Source organism: Parasynechococcus sp., assembly GCF_042954325.1.
Taxonomy (GTDB): Bacteria; Cyanobacteriota; Cyanobacteriia; order PCC-6307; family Cyanobiaceae; genus Parasynechococcus.
The window spans coordinates 41,071-61,693 of sequence record NZ_JBGKDS010000073.1 but is presented as its reverse complement, the minus strand read 5'-3'; the positions used below and the strand labels follow the sequence as shown (position 1 = coordinate 61,693).

Sequence of the window (20,623 nt, the reverse complement as noted above, 5' to 3'; positions counted from 1 at the left end):
AGTTGGGCATAGGTCCGCAGCGCCGAGAGGGGGTTGCGCAGCTGATGCAACAGAGTCCGTAACTGATCCTGTTGCTGGATCAGTTCCTGGCTCAATCGGAGCGTCTCCAGGTCGAGGACGGCTGCATGGGCGAGGGCGACGGCGAGCTGTTTCAGCCGCTGCTCCAGGCCGGGGCTCCAGTCATCGCTGCTTCTGAGATCAACCCGCAGGGCGCCCACGATCGTGTTGCCGTCCTGGAGTGGGAACCAACGGCGCTGGTCAGAACTCCGACGCAGGTCGGCATCGCCTTCGGCGGGTGGAAGCTGGCGGGCTCCCGTCGGCCATTGACTGACCAGTTCCAGGGTGGGTCGTTGTTGCTCGTCCGGTCGGCTGAGGTAGAGCCCGATGTGCTCCAGTCCAGCGATGTCCGAGCAGCCGCTGAGCTGTGCGTCGACAAAACCGAGAAACCGATGCGTCAGTTCCATGGTTTGTGCTGAACAGACAAATCGAGCGGTTTGGCACCTCTGAGACCAGAGGGCCTTGAAAAATCTGGGAAAAGTCTTAAGATCTGATGATCGACCGAGGCGCCTCCTTCCCCAGATGGAAGCCCTCCAGATTTCAGCAAGGGTTGCTTTTTCCTGGCGACCAAAGTTACAGCAGAGGTTGATGCTCTTTCGACCTTTCTGCTTTCAGCTGTGCTGAATCCCTGGAGTTTTGTCGATGGACGCGGCATGGCCGCAGCCCTCGCGTGACCCGGTCCACCGACGTTTTTTCGTCTCCAGAACAGGTGATTCAGTGGCTTGGGGAGACCCAGCTGCGGGTTTTGTTCTGCTCCGTTTTCTCTGTAATTAATCCGCTCAGGAATCTCCATGTCCAAGAAACGCAAGAGGATCAGCCGCCGGCGCCTTGCTGGGCAGCGTGTTTTGGCTCATGTCCCGACCCATCACCTTGAAACCGGCGAGTACAAGCCGGTCACGGCCGCCCGTCGATACATCGCAGAAGGAGGACTTGTCCCCCCTGCTCTGCTGCATGTGCGTCGTAACGAGCACACCACTGATCGCTTTTTCTGGGGTGAAAAGGGATTGTTCAGTGCGCAGTACGCCGAGGAGAACCACTTTTTGTTCCCTTCGCTGAGAACCATTGTCGATTCCATTGGAGAGGACACCCTCTTCGAAGGGCTTGATCTCGGTGCCGACGATTGGGAAGAGATGGAAGAGTACGAATACGCGTTTGTTTGAGTTGGTGATTGTCGATGCCATCAGTTGAGATGCTCGCGAAGCATCTCTCTGATGGCATCGATCGCTTCATCGTGAATCGTGTGTCCGCCGGCGACAACGCGTCTCCTCCGGCGGTCCGGTTGGAGTCGTCCCCAGATCTCCTCGACGGCGTCGACGGGCACTACATCGTCATCGGCGCCATGCAGAAGCAGAACCGGCGCGTGGCTCCCCGGGGGGGTCCACTGGGGGTGCGGGTATCCACTGCATGAGATGACGGCTGCGAATGGCAGCTGACATCCCGCATCAAGTGCCATCGCTCCACCTTGTGAAAACCCCAGCAGAACGGTGCGTTCCAGGGGGCAGTCTTCGGTGATGAGTTGTTCAATCCGTGCGCGCAACGCCGTGACGGCGCTGGGGACGGCCTGCCAATCCGGTGGAAACAGTCCATACCACTGACGTCCGAAGCCGGAAGGGTGCTGCTCCGGTGCCTCAAGGCTGATCACCTCCAGCTCTTGGCCATGGGATTGGGCGAGGAGCTCGCCGAGGGGGATCAGGTCGTCGTGTGTGGCTCCCCAGCCATGCAGCAGGACCAGGCGGTCTGTCATCCGAGGTGTCCATCACTGCTGCGTAGGTTGGCTCAGGATCAAGTCACGTCGATTCGATGGCTCCTGTTGCACTGCTGAGTGTTTCCGATAAGACCGGGCTCGTGCCCTTGGCAGAGGCCCTGCATCGGACCCATGGCTACACCCTTCTGTCCAGCGGAGGAACAGCGAAGGTCCTGCAGGAGGCTGGATTGCCGGTCACCCGTGTCTCGGAGCACACAGGAGCTCCTGAGATTCTTGGCGGACGGGTGAAGACCCTTCACCCACGGGTGCATGGGGGCATTCTCGCGAAACGCAGCGATCCGGCCCATCAGGCTGATCTGCAGGATCAAGGGATTGAGCCCATCGATGTGGTGGTGGTGAATCTTTATCCCTTCCGGGAGACCGTGGCCCAACCCGATGTCACCTGGGACAAGGCGATTGAGAACATCGATATTGGTGGCCCAACGATGGTTCGGGCTGCGGCTAAGAACCATGCTGATGTGGCGGTTCTGACTGGCCCGGATCAATACGAGCGTGTTCTGGCCGCGATGGCGGAGGCCTCAGGGCGGGTTCCCGCTGAGCTGCGCAGGCAATTGGCGCTGGAAGCCTTCCAGCACACCGCGGCCTATGACGCGGCGATCAGTCGCTGGATGGCGCAGACGGTCGAGGTGCCAGCCGGCCCCTGGCTGGATGCCATCCCTCTTCGTCAGACCTTGCGTTACGGGGAAAACCCCCATCAGAAGGCGGGTTGGTTTAGTCATCCCAAACAGGGGTGGGGTGGAGCCATTCAGTTGCAGGGCAAGGAACTCAGCACGAATAACCTCCTTGACCTTGAGGCTGCACTGGCCACCGTCCGTGAATTCGGTTATGGCAGTGGTGGCTCAGCCCCAGCGGTTCAGCCGGCAGCGGTGGTGGTCAAGCACACCAATCCGTGTGGCGTGGCGATTGGCTCCGGTGTGTCCGCTGCACTGACGCGCGCGCTGGATGCGGATCGCGTGAGTGCCTTTGGGGGCATTGTTGCGATCAATGGTGAAGTGGAGGCTGCTGCTGCGCGCGAGCTCACCAGCCTGTTCCTTGAGTGTGTTGTTGCCCCTGGTTTCAGCTCCGAAGCCCGCGAGATCCTGGCGGCGAAGGCCAACCTTCGTCTTCTGGAGCTGTCGCCTCAGGCGATTGATGCCGCTGGTCCAGACCATGTCCGCAGCATTCTCGGCGGTCTTTTGGTGCAGGATCTGGATGATCAGGTGATCACGCCGGCGGAGTGGACCGTGGCCAGCCAGCGCCCGCCCAGTGCCCAGGAGAAAGACGATTTGGAATTTGCGTGGCGTCTCGTCCGTCATGTTCGTTCCAACGCCATCGTGGTGGCGAGGAATGGTCAAAGTTTGGGAGTCGGTGCCGGGCAGATGAATCGGGTCGGTTCCGCCCGTCTGGCTCTCGAAGCCGCCGGTGACCAGGTCAAGGGTGCCGTGCTCGCGAGTGACGGTTTCTTTCCGTTTGATGACACCGTGCGTTTGGCCGCGAGTTACGGCATCTCCGCGGTCATTCATCCCGGTGGAAGCATGCGAGACGGCGATTCCATCAAGGCTTGCGATGAGCTCGGCCTGGCGATGTTGCTCACCGGTCGGCGTCACTTCCTGCACTGAGCTCGTCTCGGCCTCGTTCCGTGCTGTCCCATCGAGCACTAGCCTCGCCGGACAGCCTTCACTGATCCATGCTGGCGACGTTGCCGTTCAGTCTGAATTTCGTTCACCCACTGATGGAGTGGTCGCTGCTGGCCGCCGGAGGCTGGGCGCTGTATCTGGGGATCAAAGCCAAAAAGACGCGGACCGGGACTCCCGAACAGCGCAAGGCTCTGGTCCCCGGCAAGTTCGCCCAGCGTCACTACCTCTGGGGCAGTTTGGTTCTTGCGGTCATGACCATGGGCACCCTGGGTGGCATGGCTGTGACCTACCTCAACAACGGCAAGCTGTTCGTGGGTCCCCACCTGCTGGTTGGACTGGCCATGACCGGCATGATTGCGACCGCGGCAGCGTTGTCCCCCTTAATGCAGCGCGGCAATTTGATCGCCCGCAAGCTTCATGTTGGCCTCAACATGGGCATGCTCACGCTGTTCCTTTGGCAGGTCGTCAGCGGCATGGAAATCGTCAACAAGATCTGGACCAATCGCTGACTGATCTCGAGCGGTTTTTTGCCCTCGTTTCCCCCAGACATCCGCTGCCACTTCGATGGCGGATCTCTGGGGTTTTGTTTTGCAACGCGCGTCTAGAGCCTTAGAACGCCGCCCGTTTCCGCGGTGGGCAGTTCAAGCCATGGGAGGCATGGAAGTCTTCCTGGACTTTCCAGGTCAGCCGACGGGAGATCTGCCGAACGATCTGTTTGAGCAGGTGATCTCCACTGGATTGCACCAATTGTTCGGGCAGCATCGTGATCACCCTTGGCAGTCGGATCCAGACCGAGAGGTCCAGATCCCAACTCACCGCAGTGGCATCCTGGGTGGTGTCAGGGTCGAGCTGATGCCAGGGCTTCAGCTCCATGCGTGCTTTGAAGTCGACGTCGTAGAGATCCTGAAGTTCGCTGCCATTGGCCGGAAGCGGCAGCGTTTCGATCCGGTAGACCCGCTCTTCCTGGGGGAGCAGCCTCAGAGCAATCGTCGGTTCGACGTCAAATCCGAAATTACCGAATCGACCCAGAGTCAGTGCATAGGACTGCGGATCCAGGGCATGAACCTGCATCGGGGTGGCACAGGACTGGAACCAGCATTCATGGCGGTCCAGATAGCGGGACACCTGCTCAGCAGGGGCCAGCATTTCCATCCTGTCAGCGAACTGGCTGCGGTAGCAGCGGACCTGGGGATCGGTCCCACTGCGCAGGTTGTCGGTATCGAGTCGCGACAAAAGCAGCACGGAGGAAGGGCTGACGATCGGTGACCGTTTAAAGATGAATCAATGTAAAGGCCTGGGTGCCCTCAGGATTCACTGAGGCGCATCAGTTTTTCAATCACTTCCTCAACAGCGCGATCCGGTGTCGAGGCTCCGGAGGTGATGCCAACGGTGACCGGCCCCGCTGGCAGGAACGCAGTTTCTGTTGTGAGTTCATCACCCAGTGGCTTGTGCTCGATCGAGTTGGTCTCGCTATCCAGGCGATCGGGGGTGTCGATGTGGAAGGAGCGAATGCCACGACTGATCGCAATTTCCTGCAGGTGCGTGGTGTTGGAGGAGTTGTAACCCCCAATCACGACCAGCAGATCCAACGGTTCGTCGACCAGGGAGAACATGGCGTCTTGGCGTTCCTGGGTTGCATCACAGATGGTGTTGAACGCCAGAAAATGCTCGTTGAGTTGCGTTGGGCCGTACTTGCTGAGCATCGTCCGCTCGAAGAGCCGCCCGATCTCCTCGGTCTCGCTTTTGAGCATCGTGGTCTGGTTGGCGACACCAAGGCGCTTCAGGTCACGGTCGGGATCAAATCCTGGTGAGCAGGCGTTGGCGAAGCGCTGCATGAAGCTGGCGCTATCGCCTTTGCCGAGGATGTAGTCAGCGACCAGTTGAGCTTCCTCCAGATCAAGAACCACGAGATAAGTGCCGGCGAAAGAGCTTGTCGCCAGGGTTTCTTCGTGTTTGACCTTGCCGTGGATGATCGAGGTGAAGGTGTGCTTCTTGTGTTTCTCGACCGTTGTCCAGACCTTGGAGACCCATGGACAGGTGGTGTCCACGATGTGGCAGCCCCGTTCGTTGAGGAGTTGCATCTCCTGAACGGTGGCGCCGAAGGCCGGCAGAATCACGACATCACCGGAGGTCACACCGGAGAAGTCCTTGACGCCGTTGTCCACCGGGATGAATTGAACATCCATCTCGCGCAGATGGTCGTTCACCGATGGGTTGTGGATGATCTCATTGGTGATCCACAGCCGTTCGTTCGGATAGTGGCGCCGTGTCTCATAGGCCATGGCCACAGCGCGTTCCACGCCCCAGCAAAAGCCGAAGGCTTCGGCAAGCCGCACGTTGAGCCTGCCGTGGCTGAGTTTGTAGCCGTTGTCCCGGATTGTGCCGATTAAGCCGCTTTGGTAGGCCTGCTCGAGGCTCTCAGCAACTTCTTCCGCCCGTCCGAAGCCACGCCGGTTGTAGCGCTCGGAGTGATGCAGGGAGCGCTTGAAGGCGTGGGTGTCCATGGTGTGCACCGGTGTGGGTTGACTCTATGGGGCCTCCGTTGCACCGGAGGCCAAAAAAAAGCCCGACCGTCACGGTCGGGCCTGTTGAACGAACAAAGAGGACGTTCAGTTGTTGGTGGTTGCGAAGCCGGAGTAAGCCTCCATGCCGTGCTCACCAATGTCCAGACCGTCGTTCTCTTCCTGCTCGGTGACGCGGATGCCGCCAAAGATGGCACCGATCACTTTCCAAGCGATGAAGCAAGTCACTAGGGTCCAGATGGCATAGGCGGCAGTGCCAAGGGCCTGGACGCCGAGCTGGTTGATGCCACCGCCGACCAAAAGGCCGAGGGGAGCACCGTCACCCTGGATGTTGAAGCCCCAGAGACCGATCACCACGGTTCCCCAGACGCCGCAGACGCCGTGAACGGAGAAGGCTCCGACGGGGTCATCGATGCCAGCGGCATCAAGGGCAGCGACCGAGAAGACGACGATGATGCCGCCGATCAGGCCTGCGACCCAAGCGCCGGCAAAGGTCAACTCACCACAACCAGCGGTCACACTCACCAGGCCAGCCAGAATGCCGTTGATGATCATCGTGAGATCGGGCTTTTTGGAGGTGATGGTGGACGTCACCGTGGCACCAATGGCGCCGCCGGCTGCACCCATGGTTGTGGTGACTGCCACGTAGGGGACCCATTGGTCCATGGCCAGCTGGGAGCCGGGGTTGAAGCCGTACCAGCCGATCCAGAGGATCAGTGCACCCAGCGTGGCAATCGACATGTTGTGGCCGGGCATTGCCTGAGGCTTTCCGCCGACGTATTTGCCGATGCGAGGCCCAAGCAGTGCAGCACCCACCAATCCGGCCCAGGCACCAACGGAGTGAACGATCGAGGAGCCAGCGAAATCGATGAAGCCCATCTGATCGAGCCAACCGCCGTTCCATTTCCAGCTGCCGGCCACCGGATAGATGAATGCGGTGAGCACCAGGGCGAAGATCACGAACTCGCCGAATTTGATCCGCTCGGCAACAAGTCCCGACACGATCGTGGCGGCGGTTCCTGCAAAGGCGGCCTGGAACAGAAAATCAACGGATGGGACCAATTCCGCACCGCTGATCATCTCCGCGGTCACTGCGGGATCAAAGAACAGACCTTTGAAGTAAAGGACCCCGGGAATGATGGGATCGCCGTAATACATGATCCCGAAGCCAATGAACCAATAGGACGTCACCGCAAGGGCGAAGACGAACAGGTTTTTGGCGAGGATATTGACTGCGTTTTTCTGACGGCACATGCCGGCTTCCACCATGGCAAAGCCGGCGTTCATGAAGATCACCAGGATTGTGGCGACGAGCAGCCACATGTTGTTCGCAAGAAAAGCACCCGTGAGCTCGGGGAGTTCCTCAGCTTTGGCGGACAAGGTGAAGACGCTGAGGCCGAGAAGTGCCACAGGGGCACAGGCGAGCCAGGCCAAAGAGCGATGGGAACTGAAGCCGCGGATGCTCTTCAGCAAAAGCATTGGGCCTTCAAGGAGGCTGGCTTCTTGAAGACGCGATCGCCTTCGTTGTGAGATTTGTCTAACAGCAGTGGTCATAAGGAGCGGCGTAACTGCTAAGGCGAAAGAATCCACCTATGCGTTTTCTGCATAGGGCTTTCACCCACGTAGGGTCTCGCTTAGGGCAGGGGGGGCAATGTTCCACTTGATACAAAAATCGGGATTGCCCCTGTTCAGGCCCGGACCGGGCGGACTCCTTGCCAGCGGATCTGTGCGGCTTCAAAGGCGAAGCAGCAGGGGATGACCTCCACCCCGGCCTGTCTGGCTTCTCGGAACAGCTGTCCGTAGCGCGGGTCAGCCTCATCGCCCGGCGCGAAGTCGAGCATGTCAGCCCTGCTTAAGCAGGGCACCAGAACACCACGGGCCTCTGGCAGAACGCCCATCAGCTCGATGAGATGCTTCTGGCCGCGTTCCGTCACGGTGTCCGGGAACAGTGCCGTTGTTCCGGAGCTCCAGGTGGTGTTTTTGACCTCCAGGTAAATCGGACGTTGATCGGGGTTGTCCTCCGTTGGGGTGAGCAGCAGGTCGATGCGACTGCGGCGGTTTTCGCCGTAGGCGACCTCGGGCCGAATCGTGCTGATTGGGCCGAGGTGTTCTTGCAGACAGCCCGCTTCGATGGCGGCTCGGATCAATCGGTTGGGCAGCCCGGTGTTCACGCCAACCCAACAGGGTGTTCCATCGGCTCCCGGAACGTCCGCTTGCTCCCAGGTCCAGGCCAGCTTGCGTTTTGGAGAGGGGGCGTAGCGCAGCCGGACACGTCCTCCTGGGTGCAGAACGCCGGTCATCGGGCCGGTGTTGGCGCAATGGGCTGTCACGATCTCGCCATCGGCCAATTCAACATCGGCCAAAAATCGCTTGTAGCGCTTGCGCAACACCCCATCGATGAGGGGCTCGAACTCCATCAGGGGGGTGCCCAGGGGCGGAAGGCCGGTCATGGAGCTTGGTGAGGTGGGCCCATGCTGCCGGCTGACCCCGTTCACAATGCGTCGGTCTCGACCGACTCCTCCATGGCGCGATCACTGAAAGGCATCGCACTGGTGGTCACCCTGGGGACATTGCTCAGCAAATTCGGCGGTCTGGTGCGGCAGTTGGTGATCGCGGCCGCCTTCGGGGTGGGTGCGGCCTATGACGCCTACAACTACGCCTACGTGCTGCCTGGTTTCCTGCTGATTCTGTTGGGCGGAATCAACGGTCCATTTCACAGCGCCATGGTGAGTGTGCTGAGTCGTCGGCCACGCCAGGAGAGCGCCCATATCCTCTCGGCGCTCAACACCAGTGTCAGCGCCATTCTCCTTGTGGTGACTGCCCTCCTGGTGGTTGCAGCGGACCCGTTGATCACGCTTGTTGGTCCTGGATTGACCCCGGAGTTGCATCGAATTGCGGTGGTGCAGCTCCAGGTGATGGCACCGATGGCATTGCTGGCCGGACTGATCGGGTTGGGTTTCGGCTCCCTCAATGCCGCCGATGAGTTCTGGATTCCAGCCATTTCTCCGCTGATGTCCAGTGCGGCATTGGTTCTTGGTGTCGGGCTGCTGTGGTGGCAGCTCGGCGCTGGAATTGCCCTGCCGGCGGCGGCGATGACCGGTGGTGTGGTGCTCGCTGCTTCCACCCTTGTGGGTGCGCTGTTGCAGTGGTTGATTCAGTTGCCGGCGTTGGCGCGTCAGGGTCTGATGCGCTTCAAGCTGGTTTGGGACTGGCGGCATCCAGGCGTTCGCGAGGTGTGGCGAGTGATGGGGCCCGCCACGTTGTCTTCGGGAATGCTGCAGATCAATGTGTTCACCGATCTGTTCTTCGCGTCGGGGATCATTGGCGCCGCGGCAGGTCTCGGCTACGCCAACCTCTTAATTCAGACCCCATTGGGTCTGATTTCCAATGCTTTGTTGGTGCCCCTGCTGCCGACCTTCGCCCGGCTCACGGCACCCGCGGATCGTCCTCAGTTGATCGCCCGCATCCGTCAGGGAATGATGCTCTCAACGGCGTCGATGCTGCCCCTCGGGGTGCTGTTCATTGCCTTGGGGGGGCCGATTGTGGCCCTGGTGTACGAACGCGGAGCGTTTGATGCCCAGGCGTCACAACTGGTGACGGCATTGCTGATGGCCTACGGCCTCGGCATGCCGGCCTATTTGGGTCGAGATGTTCTGGTGCGTGTGTTTTATGCCTTGGGCGATGGCACCACACCGTTCCGTTTATCGGTGGCCGGCATTGGCCTCAATGTGCTGTTTGATTGGCTGCTGGTCGGCGGCCCGACCCCCTGGGGGCCGCAGTCGCCGCTCAACTTCGGAGCACCCGGTCTGGTGTTGGCCACGGTCGCGATCAACACGCTGACCTGTGGCGCTCTGCTGTTGCTGTTGCAGCGTCGTTTGCAGGATCTCCCCTTGGCGGACTGGTCCGGTGATGCCGCCAAATTGACAGCCGCTGCAGTGTTGTCTGGCCTGGTCAGCTGGGGGATCTCCCATTGGGTGACCTGGCCGGTTGGCCTCGTCGGTCTGCTGGTTCAGGTGGTCGGTTCTGGGGTGATCGGCCTGGTGCTCTTTGGCTGGATGGGCGTCATGCTGCGGATCCCTGAGGTGGAGCAGATCGGTGATGCCTTGCTTCGACGCGTCAGGCGTCGTTGACTCGCACGTCGCGCTCCTCACGGACCTGAATCGGCAGTTCGATCCGCTGGCGTCCAATCAGTTGGGGCCCTTGGACGGAGACGATCCGCGCTTCGATGCCGAATTCACGGAACGCTGTTTCCAATTCCTGGATGAGTGCCTTTTCGACCTGGGCCTCTGGGTCCACGACGCGGCCGATCAGGCGTTCGCCGAGGCGACCGATCCGCTGACGGACGACATCGCGGGCGTTGGTGACTTCGATGATCAGCACACCAACTGTGGCGTTGCGAGGAAACCTTATCCGCAGTAAGGCTCGAGAATCTCTTCGAGGTCGCTGAGTTGAGCCGGGGGCATCAGTCGGGAGAGAGGCAATTGACTGGCTCCACCAGCCACGTTGACTTTCACCGCTTCGATCGCCTGACGGGCGGCCACCGCTGGGGTCTGGTCGATCCTGGCGCTGCACTCGATCGCGAGAACGCGAGCCAGGTCAGCGTCTCCCAGGTACAGATGCCAACCGCTGATTTGAATGAACAGCCGATCGGCGAGTGCGGCTTCGAGCTCGTTGAGGTCAGGTGCTGACAAGGACATGCCGCGGGTCTGGATTCGACCCCTCCATGCTGCCGTCAGACGTTGGTTTCAGTGGCGTCTGTGTTGGGTCGGCGGGCAATCACGACCACGAGCTGAATCGCCAGCAGGCTGAACCATGTCCCTGTGATCCAGGGCAGTGTCCCCTCCGGCAGAGGCTGACGCATTTGTTGCAGAAACCAGGCTCCGCTATTCACGGCGGCAAACACTCCACCGTGGAGGCAGAGATTCACGATCCGTTCGAAATGCCGGTACGTCGGGTCATTGGGATCGGCAGGGCCATACCAGCGGATCGGCATCGCGGGCTCAGGAAGGTGACCTTGATCCTGCCGTGGCTGTGCTCTGGTTGACGAGTGGACCCTCGATGAGGTCTGATAGTTCCACGCCAGCGCTTGTAGCTCAGCGGATTAGAGCATCTGACTACGGATCAGAGGGTCGGGAGTTCGAATCTCTCCAGGCGCGCTTGTTAACTGCCCTTCAGGGCAGTTTTTTTTTGGTTGGTTCCGAAGGGCTCGGGTGCCGTTTCTTACGATTCGAATCAAGGTTGTTCACTCCACTCCATGAGCCAGCACTCCGACCGTGCAATCGATGCTGACCTGGCGGCTGCGGATCCGGTCATCGCCGGTTACATCGAGCAGGAGCGTCAGCGACAGGAGACGCATCTGGAGCTGATTGCCAGCGAGAACTTCACCTCGCAGGCCGTGATGCAGGCCCAGGGGTCGGTGCTGACCAACAAATATGCCGAGGGCCTTCCCAGCAAGCGTTATTACGGGGGCTGTGAGCACGTTGACGCCATCGAGGACCTGGCGATCTCCCGTGCCAAGGAGTTGTTCGGAGCGGCCTGGGCCAACGTGCAGCCCCACAGTGGTGCGCAGGCCAACTTCGCTGTCTTCCTGGCTCTACTCCAGCCCGGCGACACGATCATGGGCCTTGACCTGTCCCATGGAGGCCACCTCACCCACGGTTCGCCGGTCAATGTGAGTGGCAAATGGTTCAACGTGGTCCAGTACGGCGTGGACCGCGAGACCCAGCGTCTCGACATGGAGGCCATTCGTCAGTTGGCTCTGGAGCACAAGCCGAAGCTGATTGTCTGCGGTTATTCGGCCTACCCGCGCACGATCGATTTCCAGGCCTTCCGCGCCATTGCCGATGAGGTGGGTGCGTTCCTGATGGCGGATATGGCCCACATCGCCGGTCTGGTCGCCGCCGGTGTTCACCCCAGCCCAGTCCCCCACTGCGACGTGGTCACCACCACCACCCACAAAACTCTGCGGGGTCCCCGTGGTGGCCTGATCCTCTGCCGTGATGCTGACTTCGCCAAGAAATTTGATAAGGCTGTGTTCCCCGGCAGTCAGGGAGGACCGCTGGAACATGTGATTGCGGCGAAAGCGGTGGCGTTTGGTGAAGCCTTGCAACCGACCTTCAAGGCCTACAGCCACCAGGTTGTCGCGAATGCCGCCGCCCTTGCGGAGCGCCTGATCGCCCGCGGCATTGATGTCGTCAGCGGCGGGACCGACAACCACGTTGTGCTGTTGGATCTGCGTTCGATCGGGATGACCGGCAAGGTTGCCGATCTGCTGGTGAGTGATGTCCACATCACAGCCAACAAGAACACCGTTCCCTTTGATCCTGAATCTCCATTCGTGACCAGCGGTCTGCGTCTGGGCACCGCAGCGCTCACGACGCGTGGATTCGATGTCGAGGCCTTCCGCGAGGTGGCTGATGTGATCGCTGATCGTCTGCAGAATCCAGAGGACGATGCCATCCAGCAACGTTGCCTGGAGCGGGTCGCCGCCCTGTGCAAGCGCTTTCCCCTCTATGCAGCGTCCAAGCAACCTGCCCTGGTCTGATTGTCGAGTGCTGGATCGGCGTCCGCGGGCTTCCTAGGATTGACGAATTAACCCCATCACTGGGTTTCTCTGTGATCCAGGAGTCTGCGTGACAGTCGCTGACAGCCCCGTCGCTGTGGCCGTGGTCAGCTGTCTGCTGGCCTCCGGGATCACCATGGGCTTGGTGCCCCTCGTCCGTCGGTTTGGACTGCGGGTGGGTCTGTTTGATCAGCCCGATGGCCGGAAGCAGCACAGCACGCCGATGGTCCGTCTCGGCGGGATCGCGATGGTGGTTGGCTTTGCAGCCGCGCTGTCGACGGTATGGGCGATGGGTGGCTTCGGTGTTCTGGCTCCTGAGCGCGATCAACTGATCTGGAGCACGTTGGCCGGATCCCTCTGCTTCTTTTTGATCGGGCTGGCCGATGATCTGTTTGCCTTGTCGCCATGGCCTCGGTTGGCGGGACAGGTGGCGGTTTCGGCCGTGATCTGGACACAGGGAGTTCGCATTGGTGCGATTGATCTGCCCTGGCTCACCAGCTCAGCGGGAGCGATCAGCTTGCCGGACAGTCTCAGCCTGCTGGCAACGGTGATCTGGCTTGTTGGCATCACCAATGCCATCAATTGGCTGGATGGTCTGGATGGTCTCGCCGCAGGAGTCGCAGGGATTGCTGCCATCGGCCTGGTGTCTGTCAGCTTTTCACTCCATCAAGTCGCGGCAGGCTTTCTTGCGGCTGCACTCGCCGGATGCTGTCTTGGTTTTCTGCGGCACAACTTCAACCCCGCCCGGATCTTCATGGGCGACGGTGGGTCCTATTTCCTTGGCTTCACCCTGGCCGCCATCAGCATTGTGGGGCCGGCCAAAGGGCTCACCACCGTCAGCTTGCTGTTGCCCCTGCTGATTCTGTCTTTGCCTGTCGCTGACATGTCCGCCGTGATCATGGGGCGGTTGCGGGCGGGGCGGTCTCCCTTTTATCCCGACCGCCGCCATCTGCATCACCGTTTGCTCCGAGCAGGCTTCAGCCATCGCCGAACGGTGCTGCTGATTTACGTCTTCACCCAGTGGCTCGCATCGCTGGCGCTCGTGGTGGCCAATGCGGAGATGCGTTTCCTCTGGTTGGGTCTGGCGACGTCGATTCTCGTCGCCACCGTCGTGATCAGCCGACGTCAACTCCAGACGGAGCGCGCACTCGACCAGACGATTCCCTCGCCATCGTCCTCCAACTCTGATTTGGCCTGTGGCGACCGTCATGGCTGAAGGGGTTGAGATTCTCTGCGTTGGCACGGAGCTGCTGCTCGGCGACATCCTTAATGGCAATGCCCGCTGGATCGCGCAGGAGCTTGCGGCCCTCGGTCTGCCCCATTACCGCCAGACGGTTGTCGGAGACAACACGTCGCGTCTGATCGCAGCGGTGCAGGAAGCGGCTGATCGCAGCCGCTTCCTCGTGACCACGGGGGGACTGGGCCCAACACCTGACGACCTCACCACGGAGGCGTTGGCGGAGGCCTTTGACACGCCCTTGGTGGAGCGGCCTGAACTCTGGGAGGAGATCGAGCGCCGCTTGTCCGCCGGTGGGCGATCCGTGGCGGCCAGCAATCGCCGTCAAGCCCTCTTGCCTGTCGGTGCCGACGTTCTTCCTAATCCGGTGGGCTCGGCCCCGGGCATGATCTGGTCCCCGCGGCCCGGGTTCACGATCCTCACCTTCCCAGGGGTCCCCTCGGAAATGAAGGCCATGTGGCAGGCCACGGCAGCGCCCTGGTTCCAGGACAACGGCGGCAGTCGTGGTGCATTTCGCAGCCGTGTCCTGCGCTTCACGGGTGTGGGTGAATCAACGCTGGCGGAGCAGGTGGCCGATCTGATCGACAGCCCCAATCCCACCGTGGCTCCCTATGCGGCTCTGGGTGATGTGACCCTGCGTGTCACGGCCCGCGCCGACAATGCTGAGGCCGCTGTGGCACTTCTCGATCCGATGGAGCAGGAGCTCCGTCGTCGTACCGGTCAGCAGTGTTACGGCGTTGATGGGGACAGCCTGGCTGGCGTGGTGCTGGAGTTGTTGCGGTCCGCCGGCGAAACCGTTGCTGTGGCGGAATCCTGTACCGGTGGTGGGCTGGGCGCAGCGCTCACGGCCGTGCCCGGTGCCTCCGATGTTTTTGGCGGTGGTGTGATCGCCTACAGCAACCGAATCAAAGCCTCGATTCTTGGGGTTCCTGTCGCGGCCCTGGAGGCCCATGGGGCTGTTTCTGATCCTGTGGTCATCGCCATGGCCGAGGCTGTTCGAGAGCGTTTCGTCTGCGACTGGGGGATTGCCATCAGTGGGGTGGCCGGACCCGATGGAGGGTCGCCGGAGAAACCGGTGGGCCTCGTGCATCTCGCCGTGGCGGGCCCAGACGGGACCGAGGCCGCTGCGCAGCGGTTCGGCGATCGCCGCGGTCGTGCTGCGATTCAGCAGCTCAGCGTGATCCGCGCACTGGATCGTCTGCGCTTGCGGTTGCTGGCCCGGACGTAGGGTCAACACTCCCTGCAGCTGAGCGCTTGAGTTCCGGCACTCTCTACGACAAGGTGTGGGACCTGCATCGGGTGGCGGAATTGCCCGGTGGGTCCACCCAACTGTTCGTGGGTCTGCATCTGATCCATGAGGTCACGAGCCCCCAGGCTTTCTCCGCCCTAAAGGACAAGGGGTTGTCCGTGCGCTGTCCTGAGCGCACGGTTGCCACGGTGGATCACATCGTGCCCACCACCTCCCAGGCCCGTCCCTTTGCGGATCCGCTGGCGGAAGAAATGCTCAGCACCCTGGAGCGGAACTGTGCCGAGTACGGCATCGAGCTCAATGGCATCGGCAGTGGGCGCCAGGGAATCGTCCACGTGATTGCGCCTGAGCTCGGACTGACTCAGCCGGGTATGACGGTGGCCTGCGGCGATTCCCATACCTCCACCCATGGCGCCTTCGGTGCCATCGCCTTTGGCATCGGCACCAGCCAGGTGCGTGACGTTCTCGCCAGTCAAAGCTTGGCGATGAACAAGCTCAAGGTTCGTCGGATTCGTGTGGATGGACGTCTCTCGGCCGGTGTGTACGCCAAGGATTTGATCCTTCACATCATCCGCATCCTTGGCGTGAAGGGTGGCGTCGGCTTTGCCTATGAATTCGCCGGTGCGGCGATTGAGGCGCTGTCGATGGAGGAACGCATGACCCTCTGCAACATGGCGATCGAGGGTGGGGCGCGTTGCGGTTATGTCAATCCTGATCAGGTCACGTTCGACTACCTGGCTGGACGTCCCTCCAGCCCGGCCGGAGAGGACTGGGAGCGGGCCGTTGCCTGGTGGAGAAGCCTGGCCACCACGGAGGATGCTGTCTTTGATGACGAGGTGGTGTTTGACGCTGCGGCGATCGCTCCAACGGTGACCTGGGGCATCACCCCAGGTCAGGGCCTCGGCGTGGACGAATCGGTTCCTGCACTGGATGCCTTGGATCCTGGTGATCGTCCGATCGCAGAAGAGGCTTACCGCTACATGGACCTGCAGCCCGGCAGCCCGATTGATGGGGTCCCCGTTGATGTCTGCTTCATCGGCAGCTGCACCAATGGCCGGCTCAGTGATCTGCAGGCGGCGGCGGCGATTGCCCGTGGTCGCCATGTCGCCGAGGGGATCAAGGCCTTTGTTGTGCCGGGATCAGAGCAGGTGCAGAAAGCTGCTGAAGCCGAAGGACTGCACACAATCTTCTTGAATGCAGGCTTTGAATGGCGTGAGCCCGGCTGTTCGATGTGCCTGGCGATGAACCCGGACCGACTGGAGGGGCGTCAGATCAGCGCTAGTTCCAGCAACCGGAATTTCAAGGGACGCCAGGGATCAGCCACGGGTCGCACCCTGCTGATGAGTCCAGCGATGGTGGCAGCGGCCGCCGTCCACGGTCGCGTCACCGATGTCCGCCAACTGCCCCTCCACGCCGCGTCCTGATGCCTGCCTCCAGTTTCCCGACGGGTTCGATTCAGCTGATCAAGGGCCGTGCTCTGGTTGTTCAGGGTGAAGACATCGATACCGATCGGATCATTCCGGCCCGATTTCTGAAGTGCGTCAGTTTTGAGGCCCTCGGTGATCAAGTGTTCGCCGATGATCGACTTGAACTGAACGGTGCCCACCCCTTTGATCAGGCGGCTTTTCAGGGGGCCTCAATTCTTGTTGTGAACGGCAACTTCGGCTGCGGCTCCAGCCGTGAGCATGCCCCGCAGGCCTTGATGCGCTGGGGGATTCGTGCCGTGGTGGGCGTCAGCTTTGCAGAGATCTTTTATGGCAACTGCCTGGCCTTGGGGATTCCCTGCGTGACGGCCTCACCTGAGGACGTCCAACGGCTCCAGCAGACGGTGATCGCAGCACCAGAGGGCCCATGGACCCTCGATCTTGAGGCTCTGACCCTCTCATCAGCTCAGGACACCCAGCCGGTTGCCCTGGCTGAAGGGCCTCGCCAGATGTTGACCACGGGGCGGTGGGATGCCACCTCTCAGCTGATCTCGCGCGATGCGGAGCTCAGTGCTCTGCGCGACCGCTTGCCGTATCTGAACGGATTCAGGGCATCGGCGTAGGCGAGATGGGTCTCCTGTGTCTATGACAGAGACATCGGGAGCTTCGTCATGCGTCGCGCTTTGCTTTTGGTCCCCTGGTTTGCGGCTGTGGTGTTACCGCTGCAAGCCGGGGAGGCTGTTGCGTTTGAGCTGCCGCGCGCTGACCGAGAGGCCCGGTCCCAGCTGGAGCATCAGCGTGCCTGCCGCGGTTGTGATTTGCGTGGACTCGACCTCAGCGGAATGCATTTGATCGGTGTTGACCTACGGGAAGCCGATCTGCGGGGTGCGCGGTTGCGAGGGAGCAATCTGGAAGGAGCTGACCTGTCGGGTGCGCGGTTGCAGGACTGCGATCTGCGCGAGGTGAATCTCACCAATGCCGAACTCACGGATGTGGATCTCCGTGACGCGGATCTCAGTGATGCGGTGGTGATTAATGCCTATGCACCTGGAGTCCGGACCGATGGCATTCGGTACGCCGGAGCCGACCTCACCGGCAGTGATCTGATCATTGGCGGCGGGGAGTGATCAGGGTGCTCTTCAGCGCTGCAGTGAGGTGTTGCGCGTCTGCCCGTGGAACGGGTCGTAGGGAACAAATGGCACGCCACGGCCACTGAAATCAAAGTCGTTCAGGCGGAAACGGACGCCGCCGATCCCTTCGTAGGGATTGAAGTAGACGCCCAGGTCGTAGCTGCGGCGTTGCCAACGCAGTTCAACATTGGAATTGATGATCTCGCCGTATTGGCTGGATCCCGGGTCCACATTGAAGTTGACGCCGGTGCTCAGCAGAAGAGGGCCCACGATCTGTTGTGTGATCCCGAAGCCAAGGGTGCCGAGGTCAACCGCGCGATCAAATTCGAATGGGCTTGCTCCACCCCGCAAGGTGCCCCCGGCGATGATCGAAACCTGGGTGAAGTCAAGAAAGGGGCGACTGAAGGTTCCGAGGGTGAAGGTCGGTCCACCGCTGAAGCTCAAGGTCTTTTGGTGGGTTCCCGTGCTGTATGCGGCAATGGAGCTGTTGATATTGGTGTTCAGTGAGAGCCCGGGAATGATCGGTTCGGGCGAGTAGCGGTATGCCGCTTGTGGGGTGAGTTCTGCCGGTTCTCCACTGATGAGAGGGAAACGGCTGGTGAGTGAGGCGAACAGGGTTGCGCGACCAGCCTCTTCGAGACGGTCCTTGCGGTGGTGGTCTGCCGTGTAGTTCCCGACGGCTCCTCGGACCAGGTAGCGGTGGCTGGACTGGCCTTGCTTCCAGTCGCCGCGTTGTTCGGCATAGGCCCCGTAGGCCGACTGAATGTTGGATTCACCGAGCGATCCGTTCCAGGTTCTGTAGCGGTGCGCTGCAAACAAGTTGGCGCGAACGGTGCCCAGGGAGCCGAGGTCGATGTCCCGACCAAAGGTGCCCCAGAAGCGGCTGTTCCCGAGCAGGTTGTCGGGATCGAAACTTCCGATCTCTGCTTTGGCGTCGAGTTTGTAGGCACCAAAACGGCCTCCCAATTTGGCGTCGAGACCAAACAGATCGCCGGCATTCGTTGTTCCATCGATGGCGCGTTGCACCATGAACTGCGGTTCCAGCGCAAGTTCCGTGTTCGCCCCAAGGGACAACGGCCTGAGGGTTCTGCCAACGAACAGGCCGTCTCGGTCCTTGTTGTCCACACTGACAACCCAGCGATTGTCGACTTCTTCTTCCTTCTGAATTAATTGACGCCGGGTGACGGGAATCGGCAGGCTTTCTTCGACGATCAGACGGTTGCGACGGGCAGAGATCAGCAGATCGCCGTTGTCCTGCTCCCGCGCCACGACATCTTCCGCATCAATGCGTGTCTGTGCGGGTGTGAAAGGGTCATTGCTGAAGCCCATGCGGTCGGCACGCCAGCCATCGGCTGTAAACGTCACGCGTGAGGCTTGAACCCGCCAACGGCTGATCGTGCCATTGAGCAGTTGCCGTTTGCCCAGGCGTTTGAGCTGGGGAACCTGGACCACACCGAAGCGATTTTCATCACGCACATCGGAATTGAGCCGTTGGACCGGGATGCCACTGCGACGTTCGATGCTGAATGCGCCTTGATAAGAGACATCGTCAACGCGTTGATCGATGGCTGCGACTTGACGCTCGCGTTCCGCTTTCTGCTCCGCTGGAGGTCGTGCGGATTCGGGCTTTGATTCCGGTTGTGGTGGATGGACATGGACAGGGCTGGTGCCGCCATCGCCGAGGGTGATGGACTCCAGCCGTTCAGCCAGCGATGAGGGGCGAATGCTGGTGGCACCGGGGGGGATCTCACAACCCTCGGGAGGGGGCATCAGGGCTGGTGTGGGTTCAGCACTGTCTTGGCCCCAGCGATAGCGGAGCCCAAGTAAGTAAGCATTGCTGCCTTCCGTGACGCCATTGAATGTGCCGAAGGCTCCGGATCGGTGATGAATCCGGCCGACAAGGGATAGGTCAGGTGAGACGGCGGCTTCCACTTCGAAGCCGAGATAATTGAGGAGTTGTGAATAATTTTCTCTGAAAGTTTTCTCATACAGGCTGACACTGCTGTTGTAACTAATGCCTTCGACAAAACTCACATTCAGCCAGGGTTGAAGCCAAACCCGTGCTCCAAGTCCAAGAATGCCCTCTCCGAATGTCTGGGCCGGCAATTGGGCGTAAGGCCGGGATTGATTGTGTTCGCCTCCCGCTTGTTGTTTGGCGATGTGACTGAACAGATCGGCCTCCATTTCGATCGCCAGGGGGCCGGCACGGAAGATCCGTTTTTGCAGGCTGACGCCCATGACGGCTTCCGGTCGCATCCGACCGTTGAACAGGAAGGTGTCGCCAAAGGCTGCATCGATCATTTGGCCGCCCCAGGCGGTCACAGCCCAGGGATGGGGCTGCCAATCGGGAGGGGGTGATAGCAATGGCGGGCAGGCCATTGGTTGGATCGCTGCCGGTGCAGGGTCATCTGACGCTGTTTCCTCGACGGCTTCGGCATCCATGCCTTCGAGGTCGATCACGCCGTAGACGTCCTCCAGCACCCCTTCATCGAGTGCGAGGTTGTAACGAAGTCGCGAGGCTTGGAAGGATTGCCCCGACCGTTGCAGGCGGACACCACCTGTCGCGTGAAAGGTGCGAAATGCGCTGTCGAACTCGATTCGATCGGCCAGGAGCACGGCGGAACCGAGTTGGGCCCGCACATTGCCTTCGGCAACGGTGACCTGATTTCGGCTGTCTTGGTATTGGCGATCAGCCGTCAGTTGCAGCTGCTGAGGAAACGCGATGTTTCCCGATTGCTCCGCAGCAACGGCATTGCCCTGGACAGCAACGACAAGGCCTGAACCCAGCATCCCGGCCAGACAGTGAGAGAGCCGGGATGCCACGGGAATGTCCTGCCAGGGAGAGCGATCCTGACACTTCTCAGCTTCGGATCAGACGGGCTGCAGACCAGTGTCTGGCGCGGACCGATCAGAACGAAAATTTCAGTCTTCCAGGTCCTTCCGGCTGGGAGTCCGGCTTGGGTCGCTCGCCAGGAAGCCGAACACGAAGATGCCGAGGAAGAAGAAGACGACCGAATAAACGGAGATCTTGAGGGCGAGCATGGAGACCGACCGGCGTCTG

General features: G+C 60.9%; 20 protein-coding genes, 1 tRNA gene and 1 pseudogene. 11 read left to right on the top strand and 11 right to left on the bottom strand.

Features of this window, described 5'->3' with window-relative positions; genetic code table 11:
• A pseudogene (locus tag ACGVKB_RS09920) lies at nucleotides 1-464 on the bottom strand (sensor histidine kinase); the annotation flags it as partial.
• Nucleotides 465-848: 384 nt separating this feature from the next.
• Here ACGVKB_RS09920 and ACGVKB_RS09915 point away from each other — a divergent pair.
• Complete coding sequence (locus ACGVKB_RS09915) at nucleotides 849-1,217, top strand: DUF3155 domain-containing protein (RefSeq protein WP_392351576.1); 369 nt, start codon at nucleotides 849-851, stop codon at nucleotides 1,215-1,217.
• A 20-nt stretch (nucleotides 1,218-1,237) separates the two neighbouring features.
• Here the strand turns inward: ACGVKB_RS09915 and ACGVKB_RS09910 are convergent, their stop codons facing one another.
• Nucleotides 1,238-1,801, bottom strand: coding sequence for an alpha/beta hydrolase (locus tag ACGVKB_RS09910; protein ID WP_392351575.1), 564 nt, complete (start codon nucleotides 1,799-1,801; stop codon nucleotides 1,238-1,240).
• A 56-nt stretch (nucleotides 1,802-1,857) separates the two neighbouring features.
• Between ACGVKB_RS09910 and purH the strand changes: the two genes are divergently transcribed.
• The gene (gene purH, locus ACGVKB_RS09905; RefSeq protein WP_392351574.1) at nucleotides 1,858-3,420 is read left to right on the top strand and encodes a bifunctional phosphoribosylaminoimidazolecarboxamide formyltransferase/IMP cyclohydrolase; all 1,563 of its coding nucleotides are present in this window, start codon (nucleotides 1,858-1,860) and stop codon (nucleotides 3,418-3,420) included.
• A gap of 68 nt (nucleotides 3,421-3,488) precedes the next feature.
• Nucleotides 3,489-3,947: a DUF4079 domain-containing protein gene (locus ACGVKB_RS09900; RefSeq protein ID WP_392351573.1), complete on the top strand. Its 459-nt coding sequence runs from the start codon at nucleotides 3,489-3,491 to the stop codon at nucleotides 3,945-3,947.
• A gap of 100 nt (nucleotides 3,948-4,047) precedes the next feature.
• On the opposite strand, the gene ACGVKB_RS09895 is transcribed toward ACGVKB_RS09900, so the two are convergent.
• The 4 genes from ACGVKB_RS09895 to sfsA form a co-directional block, all read right to left on the bottom strand.
• Nucleotides 4,048-4,680 (bottom strand): DUF1997 domain-containing protein, encoded by a 633-nt coding sequence (locus tag ACGVKB_RS09895; protein ID WP_392351572.1) that lies wholly within the window; start codon nucleotides 4,678-4,680, stop codon nucleotides 4,048-4,050.
• Nucleotides 4,681-4,742: 62 nt separating this feature from the next.
• Complete coding sequence (locus tag ACGVKB_RS09890; protein WP_392351571.1) at nucleotides 4,743-5,942, bottom strand: 4-hydroxy-3-methylbut-2-enyl diphosphate reductase; 1,200 nt, start codon at nucleotides 5,940-5,942, stop codon at nucleotides 4,743-4,745.
• A 105-nt stretch (nucleotides 5,943-6,047) separates the two neighbouring features.
• On the bottom strand, nucleotides 6,048-7,514 hold the full coding sequence (locus tag ACGVKB_RS09885; RefSeq protein WP_392351570.1) for an ammonium transporter: 1,467 nt from the start codon (nucleotides 7,512-7,514) through the stop codon (nucleotides 6,048-6,050).
• Between the two features lie 134 nt (nucleotides 7,515-7,648).
• Nucleotides 7,649-8,410 (bottom strand): DNA/RNA nuclease SfsA, encoded by a 762-nt coding sequence (gene sfsA / locus ACGVKB_RS09880; RefSeq protein ID WP_392351569.1) that lies wholly within the window; start codon nucleotides 8,408-8,410, stop codon nucleotides 7,649-7,651.
• 72 nt (nucleotides 8,411-8,482) lie between these two features.
• Between sfsA and murJ the strand changes: the two genes are divergently transcribed.
• The gene (gene murJ / locus ACGVKB_RS09875; RefSeq protein ID WP_392351568.1) at nucleotides 8,483-10,090 is read left to right on the top strand and encodes a murein biosynthesis integral membrane protein MurJ; all 1,608 of its coding nucleotides are present in this window, start codon (nucleotides 8,483-8,485) and stop codon (nucleotides 10,088-10,090) included.
• On the opposite strand, the gene ACGVKB_RS09870 is transcribed toward murJ, so the two are convergent.
• From ACGVKB_RS09870 to ACGVKB_RS09860, 3 genes are read right to left on the bottom strand one after another with little or no spacing between them, the layout of a single operon-like run.
• Nucleotides 10,077-10,340, bottom strand: a complete 264-nt coding sequence (locus ACGVKB_RS09870) for a cytochrome-c oxidase (RefSeq protein WP_392351567.1) — start codon at nucleotides 10,338-10,340, stop codon at nucleotides 10,077-10,079. The genes murJ and ACGVKB_RS09870 overlap by 14 nt on opposite strands.
• Nucleotides 10,341-10,366: 26 nt before the next feature.
• Nucleotides 10,367-10,657 carry a DUF3181 family protein gene (locus ACGVKB_RS09865; RefSeq protein WP_392351566.1) on the bottom strand — a complete coding sequence of 97 codons (291 nt, stop codon included), beginning with the start codon at nucleotides 10,655-10,657 and terminating at the stop codon, nucleotides 10,367-10,369.
• A gap of 35 nt (nucleotides 10,658-10,692) precedes the next feature.
• Nucleotides 10,693-10,953 (bottom strand): hypothetical protein, encoded by a 261-nt coding sequence (locus tag ACGVKB_RS09860; protein WP_392351565.1) that lies wholly within the window; start codon nucleotides 10,951-10,953, stop codon nucleotides 10,693-10,695.
• Between the two features lie 89 nt (nucleotides 10,954-11,042).
• Here ACGVKB_RS09860 and ACGVKB_RS09855 point away from each other — a divergent pair.
• From ACGVKB_RS09855 to ACGVKB_RS09825, 7 genes are all read left to right on the top strand, one after another.
• Nucleotides 11,043-11,116, top strand: a tRNA-Arg gene (locus ACGVKB_RS09855).
• A gap of 98 nt (nucleotides 11,117-11,214) precedes the next feature.
• Nucleotides 11,215-12,504 (top strand): serine hydroxymethyltransferase, encoded by a 1,290-nt coding sequence (gene glyA, locus ACGVKB_RS09850; RefSeq protein ID WP_392351564.1) that lies wholly within the window; start codon nucleotides 11,215-11,217, stop codon nucleotides 12,502-12,504.
• An 88-nt stretch (nucleotides 12,505-12,592) separates the two neighbouring features.
• Nucleotides 12,593-13,738, top strand: a complete 1,146-nt coding sequence (locus ACGVKB_RS09845; RefSeq protein ID WP_392351563.1) for a glycosyltransferase family 4 protein — start codon at nucleotides 12,593-12,595, stop codon at nucleotides 13,736-13,738.
• A complete protein-coding gene (locus ACGVKB_RS09840) occupies nucleotides 13,731-14,987 on the top strand; it encodes a competence/damage-inducible protein A (protein WP_392351562.1) in 1,257 nt (418 codons plus the stop codon). Before ACGVKB_RS09845 ends, ACGVKB_RS09840 begins: the two co-directional genes overlap by 8 nt.
• Before the next feature lie 26 nt (nucleotides 14,988-15,013).
• A complete protein-coding gene (leuC, locus tag ACGVKB_RS09835) occupies nucleotides 15,014-16,432 on the top strand; it encodes a 3-isopropylmalate dehydratase large subunit (protein ID WP_392351561.1) in 1,419 nt (472 codons plus the stop codon).
• On the top strand, nucleotides 16,432-17,055 hold the full coding sequence (locus ACGVKB_RS09830) for a 3-isopropylmalate dehydratase small subunit (RefSeq protein WP_392351560.1): 624 nt from the start codon (nucleotides 16,432-16,434) through the stop codon (nucleotides 17,053-17,055). The genes leuC and ACGVKB_RS09830 overlap by 1 nt, the downstream gene beginning before the upstream one ends.
• A 48-nt stretch (nucleotides 17,056-17,103) precedes the next feature.
• A complete protein-coding gene (locus tag ACGVKB_RS09825; protein WP_392351559.1) occupies nucleotides 17,104-17,559 on the top strand; it encodes a pentapeptide repeat-containing protein in 456 nt (151 codons plus the stop codon).
• Between the two features lie 12 nt (nucleotides 17,560-17,571).
• Here ACGVKB_RS09825 and ACGVKB_RS09820 read toward each other — a convergent pair whose 3' ends face one another.
• Both ACGVKB_RS09820 and ACGVKB_RS09815 read right to left on the bottom strand, forming a co-directional pair.
• Complete coding sequence (locus ACGVKB_RS09820; protein ID WP_392351579.1) at nucleotides 17,572-20,352, bottom strand: DUF3769 domain-containing protein; 2,781 nt, start codon at nucleotides 20,350-20,352, stop codon at nucleotides 17,572-17,574.
• Between the two features lie 132 nt (nucleotides 20,353-20,484).
• A complete protein-coding gene (locus tag ACGVKB_RS09815) occupies nucleotides 20,485-20,604 on the bottom strand; it encodes a photosystem II reaction center protein I (protein ID WP_006042333.1) in 120 nt (39 codons plus the stop codon).
• Between the last annotated feature and the right edge of the window lie 19 nt (nucleotides 20,605-20,623).